Genomic DNA, 14708 nt, shown 5'->3' with positions numbered 1-14708 from the left:
TTATTTATTAACAAAATATTTAGTTGTAATAACTGCTTATAATGTGTTATTATTTCTATTAATAGACTTGAACTTATAAGTATATATAAAAATAAAGAAAGGGAAATATGAAAAATAAAGGAAAATTATTAGAATTTTTAACTTTATTTGCAATGACAATAGGTTCTGTTGTTGGTGCTGGAGTTTATTTTAAAAATAAAGAAATTCTACTTGATACAAGAAACCCTATAATTGCCATTATTTTATGAATTATAGTTGGAACTGTTTGTGTATCAATGGTTTATTTGTTTTTAGAAATAGCATCATCTACTAGAAATGGTGGAAGTGGAACTATTGGAGTTTGAACTAAACTTTTTATTAATAGAAAAGTTGGATCATTTTTTGCAATTTTAAACGCCTTTTTTTATTTACCAGTAATGCAATCAATGTTTGTTTCATTTTTTATAACATTCATTTTGATGATGTTTAGTACTGCACAATTAAAAGGGATTCACTTTTTATTAATATTTTTATCAACTGGAATCGTAATTATAATTATTAATGCCTTAATTAATATTTTTAACTTATCAATATCTAGAAAATATCAAGCATTTGGAACTATTTTCAAATTTATACCTTTAGTTATAGCTCTTATTGCTGGTGTAGTTTTATTTGATAAAAATGGTGCTTTTTTAAGTGGTGGATTTGATACAACTACTCCAACTGGAGAAATAAAAAGAGAAGAATGATCAACAACCAACTTTAATCCATTGCTATTTTTTAGAGGTTTTGGTGGAATTTTATTTGCTTTTGATGGTTTTATTTTTATATGTAATTCACAAAGAAAAGCAAAACACAAAGATGTAGTTCCTAAAGCTTTAATTTTAGGAATGATTTTTGTTTCAGTATTTTATACTTTAATAGCAATTTCTTTATTAATGGGTTCACCAGATGGATCAATTGTTAAACTTTTAGAAAGATTGTTTAATGGTGGAAAAGTTGTTAAAGCCACTGATAGTAGTGTTGTTTCAAGAATTGCTAATATTTTAACATCAGTAATTATTATAGTAATATGTTCAATTGGATCTAATAATTTATCTTATGTATCATTTGTTGTTATTGAATCAGATATTATTGATGAATTATATTTACCATCACAAAAAGATATTTCATTGAAAAAAATAGGAATTATTCAAGCGTGTCTTGCTATTACTGTTTTTTCAACATTTATTCTTGTTGGAACTTTAGCTACAGTTGGATTAACAAATACAGCAACAGTTGAACAAGCAATTAGTTCAACTAATGGAGTAATTTATCCAATTCAAATAGTTGCAACTTCTAATGCTTGTTTATCATTTGTAATGATTGTTACATTAATTATTGGGGCGTTATTTAATAGAAAAACTAATAAAGTTGAAGTTGAAAAGAAAAAAGGATTTATAGTTTTAGGATTAATTGCAGCATCATGTCTAGTTTTATTTGTAACAATGAGCTTCTTTACTATTGTTGTTCCACTAGAAGTGCTAACTAAAAATACTAGTTGATTTAAAGCTAATTTCTATCAAGGTCCATTATTTGTTCTTTTAACTTTATTAGAACTTGTCTCAGTTTCTGTTTTTTGATTCATTCAAGAAAAAAGAAGAAAAAAATATGACTTAGAGAACTCAGAAGTACAAGTTAGTAAAAAACCTACAGCTTAATGTAGGTTTTATTTTTGTAAAATTTAGGTTTTATAATATATTTAGTGCAAAATATAATCTATTTTTTTAAAATTTATATGTATATTAAAAAAGGTGATATTATGAAACAAAAAACAATTAATCTTCCAAATATTTTAACAACAATTAGAATTGCTTTAGTACCAGTTATTATAATTTTATTATTAGTTAATCATTATATAAATGGGAGTGTATTTAATAATTTTAGTAAATTTGCTTGATTTTTTTCAGGAGCTATTTTCATCATCGCTTCTTTGACTGATTTTTTAGATGGATGAATTGCTAGAAAGTATAATTTAGTAACTAATTTTGGTAAGTTTTTTGATCCAATTGCAGATAAACTATTAGTAAATGCTACTTTAATTTTATTTTCTAGTTTAGGAGTTTTGCCAATTTGAATGACAGTAGTCTTAATTTTAAGAGATACTTTTATTGACTTTATTAGAATGATTTTAAGTTCAAAAGGAATTACTCTAGCTGCTGGAATTGGTGGTAAATTAAAAACCACTTTTCAAATGATTGGATTATCATTATTATTTTTTGTTAATTTAAAAGTATTTAGTTGAGTTGAGTTAGATTGACAAAATCAATTAGTTTTACTTCCAATGTATGTTGCAACATTTTTTAGTATTTATAGTGGAGTTATTTACTTTTTAAGTGCAAAGCATAATTTATTTTAATGTTTAGTAATTGAGATATATTTTTAAATTATAAGAACTTTACTATAAATCAAGAAATAAAAAATAAGCTTAATCTTTATTATCAAATTTTAATAGAAGAAAACCAAAAATATAACTTAACAAGAATTACTGAACTAAATGAAGTTTTTGAAAAGCATTTTTTAGATTCTTTATTATTTGTTGAGCAATTTCAAATAATAGATCAAAAAATAGCTGATATCGGAACTGGTCCTGGATTTCCTGGGGTTGTTTTAAAAATCTTTTTTCCAAATATTAAATTAACTTTAATTGAATCTAATAATAAAAAGGTTAATTTTTTAAAATACTTAGTTAAAAGACTAAATTTAAATAATGTTGAGATTTTGAATAAAAGAGCTGAAGAATTAACAAATGATTATAAAGAACAATTTGATATAGTAATTTCTCGAGCTGTTGCCTATTTAGATATTATTTTAGAATTAGGTGTGCAATTAGTTAAAGTTAATGGCTCATTTATTTTATTAAAAGGACCTAAAGCTTATCAAGAAATTAAAGATTTAAAAAATAAAGATCAAAAAATGAACTTAAAATTAATTAATATTCAAGAATTAGAAGATACTGGGTTTGGAACTAGAATTAATTTGTTTTATAAAAAAATAGATCACACCAATAATTTATATCCAAGAAAATATCAACAAATTTTAAAAGAGAGTAAATAATATGAACTATGAAGAGCTTGAAATTGGAGATATTATAGAACTAAAAAAATCACATCCAAGTAAAACAATAAGATGAGAGTTAATTAGAATTGGAGCTAAATATAAATTTAGAAGTTGTGATCAATTTGATTTGTTCATTGAGCTAAGCCGACAAACTTTAAAGATACAATTAAAAAAAATTATTAAAAAAAACTGTTAAATAAATTAAATCATTATTAAAAAATAGAAAGGTAAATAATATGGGATTACAAGTTGGGATTGTAGGCTTACCAAATGTTGGAAAATCTACATTATTTAATGCAATTACTAAATCAAAAGCTGAAGCTGCAAATTATCCTTTTGCAACTATTGAGCCAAATGTAGGGATTGTTGAAGTTCCAGATTATAGATTAGATGAACTATTTAAAATCTTTAATTCTAAAAAAAGAGTAGCTACAACTATTGAATTTGTTGATATTGCAGGACTTATTGCTGGAGCTAGTCAAGGAGAAGGATTAGGCAATGCTTTTTTGGCAAATATTAGACAAACTGATGCTATTTGCCAAGTTATTAGATGTTTTGACGATAAAGAGATTATGCATGTAGAAAATAGTGTTGACCCAATTAGAGATATTGAAATTATTAATTTAGAATTAATGTTAGCAGATCAAACAGCAGTTAAAAAGCGCTTAGATAAAATTTTACCTAAATTTAAATCAGGTGATAAATTAGCTAAAATTGAATATGATTTTTTAAATTATTTATTAGATACTTTAAATAAAGGATCTTTATTAAATAGTTTAGATTTAGGTGAAGAACAAGCAGATCTTTTAAAAAGTTATCAATTACTAACTTCTAAACCAATTATTTATATATGTAATGTTAGTGATACTGAATTATTAGAAGATAATGATTATGTTAAAAAAGTTAAACAATTTGCTAGTAAATCAAATTCTCAAGTAGTTAAGATTTGTGCAAAAATAGAGGAAGATCTATCTGAGGCTTCAAAAGAAGAAAAAAGTGAATTTTTAAAAGAATTAGGAATTAAAGAATCTGGTTTAGATCAATTAATTAGAGCTGCTTATGATACTTTGGGATTACAAACATTTTTTACAGCAGGAGTTCAAGAAGTAAGAAGTTGACAATTTAAAAAAGGTTGAACTGCTCCTAAATGTGCTGGAGTGATTCATACTGACTTTTTTAAAGGATTTATTAAAGCAGATATTTATTCAATTAATGACTTGTTGTTATTAGGTAGTGAAAAAGCAATTAAAGAAGCTGGGAAAATGCGCTTAGAAGGAAAGACATACATAATGCAAGACGGAGATGTATGCTTTTTTAAATTTAATGTCTAGAAAAGAAAAACATCAATTAAGTTATCAAGGTAATCTGATAACTTATTATATATATTTTAAAAATCAAAAAAATACAATTTTAAGATTAATTGATAATCAAATAGTAATTAGTGCTCCAATTAATACACCTGTATATTTAATAGAACAATTTATTTATAAACATATATCTAGACTTGTAAAAATTCAAAATAATTATGAATTTTTAAGAGTTTATGATTTTTATACCAATAAGCCTTGAATTAAGATTTTTGAAAAATCGGTTGATATAGAGTTAGTTGATCAAAATATTCATACTAAAAAGATCAATAATAAAATCATTATTAAAAATTATTATGATAATGAAATTCAGTTAGAAAAAATTTATAATTTTTTAGCTAAAGAATATAAAAATTGATTTATTAATCAGACTTTAATATGAGCTGAAAAAATGAATCTTAGTTTTGAAAACATTAGTGTTAAAGTGATGAAAGCAAAATGAGGGTTGTGCTATTCAAAAAAAAGACATATAATTTATAATACTAAGCTCTTACATTTTAATTCTGAAATTATTGACTATGTAATAGTTCACGAATTAACTCATATTTTATATCCTAATCATTCAAAAGATTTTTGAAGACATATGGCTAATTATTTACCAAATTATAGAGAACTACAAAAAAGTTTAAATTCTAAGGGAATTTAATTATTTGATGTATATTATTAACATTTTTTAAATACATATTAAAACTAAAAAATAGAAAGAGTTATTATGCATATTAAAGTTGAAAATACAGAAGTTAATAATCTTAATAGTAATATTAAAAGAAAAAAAAGATTAAAGATGATTTCTTCTTTTAGTATTCTTCTTTTAATTATGCTTATTTTAATGCTAGTTTCTTGAATATTATATTGATCAAAAACTAAAACAGAGTTAGTTAAAACAATTAGTTTTGATGATTGAAAATATGATTCTGTCTTAAAACCAATATATGATAGTTGAACTAGTAAACATGCTGACTTAGATGCAGGTAATTCTCAAACTTGAATTGATTTTATGAATTCAAATTTATCACTTGGCTGAATTTATAATAATCAAGGTTGAGCAAAAGAAGATTATCTTATTCAACATAGCGGAGATGCTGTTTTTAAAGGATTAGCAACAATTCAACCAATTGGTTTAATTGATGTAATTTATGCTCCAATTAAAGGATTTGTTTTAAAATCAAATATTATAATTTTTACAATTTCAATTGGTGCTTTTTTATACATTTTGGTTTCAACAAAAGCTTTAGAAGGCTTTTCACAAGCTATTATTGCTAAATTAAAAGGAAAAGAAGCTTTTGCTATAATTCCTTTAATGTTGTTCTTTTCAATTTTTGGTTCAGTTGAAGGATTTGCTGAAGAAACATTAGGATTTTATATGATTTTTATTCCTATTATGTTAATGGCAGGATTTGATGTTTTTACAGGTGTTTTAATTTTAATGGTTGGTGCTGGAACCGGAGTAATTGGATCAACAGTTAATCCATTTGCAATACCAATTGCAGTTTCTGCTATTAATAGTGGTATTGATAGCTCTACAGTTAAATTAACAATTGGAGATGGATTAATTTGAAGAATAATTTGTTGATTATTATTAACTAGCTTTTCTACTACTTTTACGCTTTTATATGCTTTAAAAGTTAAAAAAAATCCTTCTAAATCTGTGACTTTTTCAACGCTAGAAGGAGATAAAGAATTTTTCTTAGCACATGTAAGCAAAACTATTAAATTAGATTGAAAAAAGAAAGTTTCTTTAGTTATTTTTGCAATTAGTTTTTTAGTAATGATTTTTTATTTAGTTGGATGAGATTCAATTTTTAATAGTACTAAAATGGCAGAACAAGCTGTTTGAATTAAAAGAAATATTCCTTATTTAACTGCTTTTATTCCAGGGTGAGGAAATGGTGATCTAGATAATGTTGCTGCATTTTTCTTGTTATCTTCAATTATATTAGCTATTGTTAATTCAATTGGTGAAGCTGCATTTATTAAAAAATGATTTGAGGGAGCTTCAGATATTTTATCAGTAGCATTTATAATAGCAACAGCTGCTGGAGTTGGTTATATTTTAGTTCAAACTAATCTACAATCTTTATTTGTTAAAGGCATTTTGAGTTCAATTGGTGAAATTAATAATCAAATAGCTAAGGTTATTATTTTGTTTATAGTATTTATTCCATTAGCATTTTTAATTCCATCTTCATCTGGATTTGCAACAACTATTTTTCCACTTTTAGCTAAATCTTTAGTTGATAGCAAAACTAATCAATTACAAGCTTATGCTTCTTCTGGATCGATTATGGCATTTACTTTTGCGATAGGTTTAGTTAATTTGATTACTCCAACTTCAGGAGTTGTAATGGGAGCTTGTTCATTATCTAGAATGAGCTATGCTAAATATTTAAAAGCAATGTTACCAATAATTTCATACTTATTTATTTTATGTTTTATTCTTTTATTGATTGGTGGAGCACTACCAAACTCAATATCTTAAAAAAGACTTACAAAAAAATGTAAGTCTTTTTTATTGTTAAATTGAATTTGTTATAATTTTTATTTATAATTTTTATAAATAAGAACTTTAAATTTAGAAAGATATTTTATGAAACTGAATGCTTTTAAATACTCACAATTTGCTTTTTATACTATTTTGAAGAAAAAAAGTTCAACACTTTTACCTGCTTTTACTTTAATTAGTTCATTAATTATTGGAATTATTTTAAAGTTTGTAGTTAATAATAAATACGTAGAGTTATTAAGTTTTTTATATGTTTTTATTTTAATTACTTTAACTGTTGTTTTTAGTTGTATTAAAGCTTTAAATATTTTTAAAGATTTTGAACAAGAAGGATTAGAAATAATTAGTTTATCAAAACCATTAACTAGAGAATCTTTAATTATTGGTAAATTATTATGCTTGACTTTTTTTGGATTAATTTGATCTTTAACTTTATTAATTAGTGGTTTTTTATCTTTATATGCAGTTTATTCATTTTTATATTTATTTTTAATTAGTTTATTATTAGGATTTGTTGGGTTAATTACTTATTTATTATTTAGTTTATTTACAGTCTTATTAAGTTATAAATTAGCTCAAAAAATATCTATGATTATTCCATTTGTTTTATTTATTCCTTTAAGTTTAACTGGGATGATTTTATCTATTAATGTTAAATCTAATGTTGATCAAGCTAGTTTTTATATTAACAAAGAATATAAAAATCATCATTCAGGAAACGAAGCAAATGTTGAACCTTATTATTTAAACAATCATAAAGATGAATTATTTTTAATACCAAATGGAGTTAATAATAAAGAGTTTAGTATAGAACAAGTTAAATACTTAGAAGATGTAGTTGATTATTCAAATAGTTCTTCAAATATTTGACAAATTTATTCTTGATTATCAATTCCATATCAATTAGTTGATGTGTTTAATTTTAAAAATAAAAATTTATTTGCTTCATTATCAGATAAAAGTAATTCTAATTTAGATAAATATATTTATTATAATAATTTAGATGATATTTCTTATAAATATAAATTAGAAAAAAAACCTAATCTTAAAAAATACAAAACAAGTAAAAACAGCACTTATAAATATATAGTTCCAGGAATTTTAAAATCTCATTCTATTCATAGTCAAAAAAATGATAATACTTCAGGTCATGAAGAAATAGTTGATTTTGATATTATTTATGCAGCTGAAGGTGCTGATAATAAAGATAAAGAATTTTTAGAAGATAAAAATCAATTACATACTGATAATAAAACTAATTTAGTTGGAAGATTAAGATGAATTTATGTTTATGAAGCTTTAAGTGATCCTGTATTTAATCAAATAGCAAAAGAATTTGTTACTAGCTTTAATAAACAAATTAAAAAAACTAGTGATCTAAAACAAATTCATAAACAATTAATGGAATATTTATCTAAATACTTAAATAATAAAGAATCTAAAATTTATAGTTATAATAACAATAACATTACTATTTTTGATGAGTATGCTATTAAAAGACATAATAAATTACAATCACAAAATGAACGAATTTTATATTTTGCAATTAGTCTTTTAAACTATATTTACTTTAATCATACTGACTCATTAATTTATCAAGGGATGTTAAAAAACCCTGATGGTGATAATTTTGGAGATTTTCAAGTTAAATTAGATATTAATAGTTATAAATATAATATTGGTGGATATAGTAGCTATCAAACTCAATATGAAAAAAAGGATAAAGATACTAAAACTGTTTTAAGATTTAATCTGACTAAAAGTAATAATAACTACTTATTTGAATCAGCAAATGAATTATTTAGTATTAGTAGATCAAAAAGAGTAGTTAATAAGAATGTGTTATTTGTTTTATGAGTTATAGTTATTGGAATTGAATTATTAGTTGTGCTTGAGTTATATAGAAAAAAAGATTATAAGTAGAATTTAAAAAGGAGTTGTATGAAAAAGTTATTAATTGGTTTTTCAAGCATATTTACTTTTTTAACAGTTTCTTGTTCTACTAGTAAGCACACTAAAGTTGATGCAACTGTAAACAAGAATGAAAATAAGTTATATAAAAATAAATATATTAATGAATTATTGAATTTGTATTTCACTGATTCCAAATTAAAAAATTCTTATATTAACGATCAAGAGAATATTTCTGATTCTAAATTTAGTGAATTAAAGTATGGGTTAACTTTTTATCCAATATTTATTCATAGAAGTTTAGATTATCATGTTGGTCAACATTATCGAGTAGTAATTCAAAAGGCAAAAAATTCACTAGAACAAACTTTAAAAAATGATTGATATTGGGTTTTAGATAACATTACTCAATTTAAATACAATTTTAATCCCTATGGAGATTTATATAATAAATTTAATAAGGATGAACAACTTTTTAATCAAGTTGAAAAGGATTTGGGTTCACTAATCTCTGGTGTTAAAAATAAAAATGTTCAAAAAATTATAAAACTTTCCTTAAATAAATCTGTTAACGAAAGCATAAAAGATATTTATTCAAAAAAAGAAGCTTTGTACTTAGTATTTGATAATAATAAAGCTATTAAAATATGAAAGTATGAAAATAACAATAAAACTGAGTTTTTAATAACAACTGATTTATTTATTTTTAAAGATTCCATTGATTTAGAAAAGCAAATTAAAGAGTTAGAAGCCACTATTTTTGATAAAAGAAAAACTGAATATGATAATGCTTTAAAAAATAAAAAAGATAAAGAAGAAGTCAAAAAAGTTAATGATAACAGTAATGATGCTAAGTTCATTGAATTTCATGCAACTAACCAATATAATGAGCGTTTAAAAGAGTCATTAGATGAAGTTAATAAAAATGGTTGAAAAATAGCTAGATTTAGTATGAGAGGTATTTATGAGCAGGAATAAAAAAACTCTTATTAAGATCTCGATTGGATTCACAATCTTACCTTTTTTGATTTTACCCGCTTTGTTTTTTATAAATAATAATCCTAAGAATTTAAATCTAGTTATACCATCTGGATTTGATGTTTATGATAATTTGAATAATGATAAAGAAACTAAAACTAAGAAATTATTAATGGCACTTATTGATGAAACTTTTAAGAATTCTAAGATTGAACAACAGGAATTTGTAAAAAAACAACAAGAACATAAAGAAATACTAGCATCTAAAGCTAAAGAGTTAACTTCTAAATATTTAAAAAATCAAAATTCAGAAAACTTAAAAGAAATAAAAGATTTTTATTCTGAAAATTGGTTATTTGTTTTTAAAAATCTTGATAAATTTGAAGTAAAATTTGTTGATTTTTGAAAATTAGAAGCCAACAACAAAAAGCAACTTCATTCTAAAGAATTTTTAAAAGCCATTGATAAAAAAGAAAAACCAAAGACTAACTATCTTTTTTCTGATAGTAATTTAGATTTAGTACAAACGGGAAAAGAAAATGAAGACTTGACAAATCTTAGTGTTATTTATTTAAAAAAAGATAAATTTATTATTAGAACTCTCGTTAAAAATGATAGTAAAAAATTAGAGATTGACAAGTTCATTTTGTTTTATGAGTCTCCAGTTACTAGAATTAATATAGATACAATTTCAGATGCAATACACCTTGGAGTTTTTCACAATCAACAAGATGCTTTCATTTCAATTTTTGAAAAGCATATAGTTAATGAGTATGGATATCCTTGAGATGGTATTTTATTGTGAAAGGAAAAATAATATGTTAAGGTTTAAAAAAACTTTGTCGTTAATTTTACTATCCATTTTTTCAACTTTTAGCTTAACCACCATTTCTTGCTCTAATAATAAAAGTCAAAGTATTAATAGATTTTCTATTAAAAAAGACGAAAAAAAAGATAGTTGAGATCGTTTTGTTCAACGTGAATATGTTAATCAAATTTTAGATGTTATATTTGATAGTGATAAAGAAAAAATTAAAGAATATAAAGAGAACCAATTTAATATAAATGAAAAAGAAATGTTAAATAATTTAGATAAATATCTAACCTATGCTAACAATATAAACTCAGGATATGGTAGTGATGGTGGTTCATTTAACGATAATGAACCATATCCTGTTAGAAATTTTGCTACTAACTTAAACTCTATTTTTAGTCAAAATTGATTATGAACTTTATTTAACTTAGATAAGTTTAATTTCGTCTTACATAATATTTTTAATGGATTTAAAGCAAATGTAACTAGACTAGGAGAAGAAGCAGAAAAGAATGCAGTAGACTTTGGACTATTTAGAAAAATATATTCGAATAATATTTCTCAATTTGTTTTAGAAAAAAGAAAATCTTCTTATCTAGAACTTGTTTATTATAATTTTTATTTATTAACAGAAGATTGGCATATTTTAGAAATAAAACTAGAAAAAACACCTAAAAAACCTACTGTTGTAGAGCTTCTTGCTTATATAAATATCTATCCTAAGTTAACTAAGAGCAAATTAGATAGAGATGTATTTATTTTAGATGAATATGTTAATGCAGTAATTAGTGTTTCTAGAGATAGAACTTCTCCAGCATTGAACAAATTTAATGCTAAATTTGGTGGTTCACCATTAAGATATGTAATGTTTGAAGTAAATAGTAAATACCTAAACAAATAGCTAGATAAGAGGCTATTTTTTATTATTTATTGTTATTTTATTTATAATTTTTATAATTAATAATATACAAATTTAACAAAAGGACACTGCCATAGGTTTATATGAAAATATCAATATTTAAACACTCTCAATTTGCTTTTTTTTACAATTTTATATAAAAAAAGTTCATATCTTTTACTTATATTTACTCTAGTATTTTCAATTATTATAGGATTGATATTTAAATTTGCTATTGATGAAAAATATTTAAGATTATCAAGTTATTTATATATATTTTTATTACTAATTATTACTGTTATTTTTAGTGCAATTAAATCGTTAAATATCTTTAAGGATTTAGATCAAAAAGGATTAGAAATTATTAGTTTTTCAAAACCAATTTCAAGAAATAGTTTAATATTAGGAAAATTATTGTGCTTAAGTTTTTATGGATTAATTTGATCAAGTATTTTATTAATTAGTTTTTTAGTTAGTTTATATGCTAATTATTCATTTATAAATTTAATACTAACTAGTTTATTATTATGATTTGTAGGATTAATTACTTATTTATTAATTAGTTTAATAACAACTATTTTAAGTTATAAGTTAACACAAAAAATAGCATTAACTATTCCTCTAGTTTTATTTATATTTTTATCAATTATAGGAATGGTTTTATCAAGTAATACAACTTCAAATTTAAATAAAGTAGGATATTATTTAAATCAAAAATATCCATATCATCATTCAAATAATCGGAAGCTTGTTTTATTAATAATGAAGATGAATTATTAGTGATTCCAAATGGTAGTGAAGATAAAGAGTTTAATGATGAACAAGTCAAATATTTAAAAAAAGCTTTAGAATTTTCGAATAACTCTTCAACTTTATGAACAACTTATTCTTGATTTTCTATACCTTATCAATTGATTAATGTCTTTAATTTTAGAAATAGAAATATCTTTAATCAGTTTAGTAATTCTAGTTCTAATTTAAATAATTTTATTTATAATGATTTAGATGATATTTCTTATAAATATAAATTAGTTAAAAATTCTAATTACAACAAATATAGTGTTTTAAAAAATGATAAGTTAGTTCAAATGTATGTAATACCTGGGTTATTACAATCTCGTACAATACTTTCAAGCAATAATATTAATAATAAAAAGATTAACTCTAGATCTAGAGATATTATTTATGTTAGAAAAATGCTAATGACATTAACACTAATTTTATTGAAGATGAAAACGATTTTTCAAGAGAAAATAATTTAGCTGGAATTTTAAAATGAAATAATGTTTATCAAGTTTTAAACGATAAAACATTTAATCAAATTGTCAAAAGATTTGTTGATAATTTTATTAAACAACATATTAATTTAAAAGAATATCAAACTATTAAAGATAAGAATAACTATTTCAATAACTTACATAATAAATTAGTTGATGAAATTTCTAAATATTTAAATGATGATAAATTTGAAATTAATAATTATTTAAATTCTAATTTAATTATTTTTGATTCAAGAGCAATTATTGATAAAAAACTAGAGTCAATTTATGAAAAACAATTATATTTAGCTACAAGCTTAATGAATTATATTTATTTTAATTATCAGAATTCAGTTTTACTACAAGCTCTATTAAAAGATGTTAATAAAAAGGATAGTTATTTAGATTCTTAAATTAAAATTAAAATCTTTGATCATGATTATTATATTGCTGGATATGATAAATATGAAAAAGAAAAAAATTAAAATTCGATATGAATTAACAGAAAGCAAAACAAACTTTTTGCTTGACTCTTCACCTAGTTTATTTGCAATAACTAGAGATAAACAAATTTTTAATAAAAATATTTTATTTGGAATATGAATTATTGTAGTTAGTTTATTATTTTATTTAGTGTTTTATATGTATGTTAGAAAGGATTATAAATAGTATGAATGACATTTTAAAGATCAATCATTTGACTAAAATATTTACTGATACTAATAGAGGTGTTAATGATATTAATGTGAGTGTTAAAAGTGGAAGTTTTCATGCTTTTATTGGAGAAAATGGAGCAGGTAAAACTACAACTATTAAAACAATAATTGGAGCTTTTAGTAAATATGAAGGAGAAGTTTTAATTAATAATATTAATATTAAAAAAGCACAAGCTAAATCATATATTGGTTATGTTCCTGAAGTTGCGATTTTTCCAAAAGAATTAACAACAATTCAATATTTAACTTATTTAGGGTTTTTATCAATGCTAGATAAAAAAGAAGTTGAGTATAAGATTAATAAGTTTTTAGAAATGTTTAATATTAGTAATTTAATTAATGAAAAACCTTATAATTTTTCTTCAGGACAAAAGAAAAAAATTTTATTAATTCAAGCCTTATTACATAATCCTAAACTTTTAATTTTAGATGAACCTGCTGCTAATTTAGATCCAACAGCAAGATATGAACTATTTTCTTTTTTAAAAAAAATTAATCAAGAAGAAAATATTTCTATTTTAATTAGTTCACACAATTTATCTGAAATTGATAAATATGTTGATTCGTTAACTTTAATTCATAAAGGAAAAATTTTATATTCAGGAGTTAAAACTAAGAATTTAGAGGACATCTTTTATGAAAAAGTGATTGCCAATTAGTTTAGTAGTTTTTCTAATTCTAACTACTAGTTGTAGTTTAAAAAATAACAATAGAGAAAAAATTATTAATAAAAAAGAACTTAAGTTTTATGATAATAAAAATATTAAAAAATTATTAAATTTATATTTAAAAGATCATCAACAAAAACAACTTTATACTTTAAAACAAGAAAATATTAGCAATGCTATGATTAATGATTTAAAATTTGTTTTAACTTTTTATATACCTTTTATTAGTAATAGAAGTATTGAATCAGTAACAACTCACTATCAACAAGTAGCTTTAAAAGCAAAACACACTTTATCAAAAACTCTAATTAATGATTGGTATTGAGTATTAAAACATATTAATCAGTTTGATTTTAACTTTAATCCTTATGATGATAAGTATAAACATTAGAACAAGACTTAATTGATTATGTATATAAAACTAACAATAATTTATTAACTAAAATTAATGATAAATACCCAAGTGAAGTAATTGTTTTTAACATTAATGATATTAAAGATCTAGATAGTTTTAAA

13 protein-coding genes and 1 pseudogene are annotated in these 14708 nt (G+C 22.5%); all 14 read left to right on the top strand.

The genetic code is table 4. The features are described from left to right. Window positions 1-107 precede the first annotated feature (107 nt). The 14 genes and pseudogenes from MSB_RS04150 to MSB_RS05305 all read left to right on the top strand — a co-directional run bounded on the left by MSB_RS04150 (window position 108) and on the right by MSB_RS05305 (window position 14583). Entirely contained in the window at window positions 108-1679 is a 1572-nt protein-coding gene (locus tag MSB_RS04150) for an APC family permease (RefSeq protein ID WP_013448087.1), read from the top strand. 101 nt (window positions 1680-1780) lie between these two features. Then, on the top strand, window positions 1781-2377 hold the full coding sequence (pgsA, locus tag MSB_RS04145; RefSeq protein ID WP_013448086.1) for a CDP-diacylglycerol--glycerol-3-phosphate 3-phosphatidyltransferase: 597 nt from the start codon (window positions 1781-1783) through the stop codon (window positions 2375-2377). Next, window positions 2377-3075: a 16S rRNA (guanine(527)-N(7))-methyltransferase RsmG gene (gene rsmG, locus MSB_RS04140; RefSeq protein ID WP_013448085.1), complete on the top strand. Its 699-nt coding sequence runs from the start codon at window positions 2377-2379 to the stop codon at window positions 3073-3075. Before pgsA ends, rsmG begins: the two co-directional genes overlap by 1 nt. Before the next feature lies 1 nt (window position 3076). After that, entirely contained in the window at window positions 3077-3274 is a 198-nt protein-coding gene (locus MSB_RS04135) for a DUF951 domain-containing protein (RefSeq protein ID WP_013448084.1), read from the top strand. Between the two features lie 40 nt (window positions 3275-3314). Continuing rightward, on the top strand, window positions 3315-4409 hold the full coding sequence (ychF, locus tag MSB_RS04130; RefSeq protein WP_013448083.1) for a redox-regulated ATPase YchF: 1095 nt from the start codon (window positions 3315-3317) through the stop codon (window positions 4407-4409). Next, window positions 4381-5091: a YgjP family zinc-dependent metalloprotease gene (locus tag MSB_RS04125; protein ID WP_013448082.1), complete on the top strand. Its 711-nt coding sequence runs from the start codon at window positions 4381-4383 to the stop codon at window positions 5089-5091. The genes ychF and MSB_RS04125 overlap by 29 nt, the downstream gene beginning before the upstream one ends. 66 nt (window positions 5092-5157) lie before the next feature. Next, window positions 5158-6924 (top strand): YfcC family protein, encoded by a 1767-nt coding sequence (locus MSB_RS04120; RefSeq protein ID WP_013448081.1) that lies wholly within the window; start codon window positions 5158-5160, stop codon window positions 6922-6924. 108 nt (window positions 6925-7032) lie between these two features. Further along, window positions 7033-8871, top strand: coding sequence for an ABC transporter permease (locus MSB_RS04115; protein ID WP_013448080.1), 1839 nt, complete (start codon window positions 7033-7035; stop codon window positions 8869-8871). 18 nt (window positions 8872-8889) lie between these two features. Then, on the top strand, window positions 8890-9837 hold the full coding sequence (locus MSB_RS04110; RefSeq protein ID WP_013448079.1) for an aromatic motif membrane protein: 948 nt from the start codon (window positions 8890-8892) through the stop codon (window positions 9835-9837). Then, window positions 9824-10654, top strand: coding sequence for an aromatic motif membrane protein (locus MSB_RS04105; protein ID WP_041362278.1), 831 nt, complete (start codon window positions 9824-9826; stop codon window positions 10652-10654). The genes MSB_RS04110 and MSB_RS04105 overlap by 14 nt, the downstream gene beginning before the upstream one ends. Window position 10655: 1 nt before the next feature. Continuing rightward, window positions 10656-11552: an aromatic motif membrane protein gene (locus MSB_RS04100; protein ID WP_013448077.1), complete on the top strand. Its 897-nt coding sequence runs from the start codon at window positions 10656-10658 to the stop codon at window positions 11550-11552. Between the two features lie 101 nt (window positions 11553-11653). Beyond that, window positions 11654-13477 (top strand): annotated as a pseudogene (locus tag MSB_RS05010) (ABC transporter permease). 1 nt (window position 13478) lies between these two features. Continuing rightward, window positions 13479-14183 carry an ABC transporter ATP-binding protein gene (locus MSB_RS04080; RefSeq protein ID WP_013448073.1) on the top strand — a complete coding sequence of 235 codons (705 nt, stop codon included), beginning with the start codon at window positions 13479-13481 and terminating at the stop codon, window positions 14181-14183. Next, window positions 14161-14583 carry an aromatic motif membrane protein gene (locus MSB_RS05305; protein ID WP_013448072.1) on the top strand — a complete coding sequence of 141 codons (423 nt, stop codon included), beginning with the start codon at window positions 14161-14163 and terminating at the stop codon, window positions 14581-14583. The genes MSB_RS04080 and MSB_RS05305 overlap by 23 nt, the downstream gene beginning before the upstream one ends. Window positions 14584-14708: the final 125 nt, after the last annotated feature.

This window comes from Mycoplasma leachii PG50 (genome assembly GCF_000183365.1).
Taxonomy (GTDB): domain Bacteria; phylum Bacillota_I; class Bacilli_A; order Mycoplasmatales; family Mycoplasmataceae; genus Mycoplasma; species Mycoplasma leachii.
The sequence above is the reverse complement of the archived record's forward strand: the minus strand, read 5'-3'. Positions and strand labels throughout refer to the sequence as shown.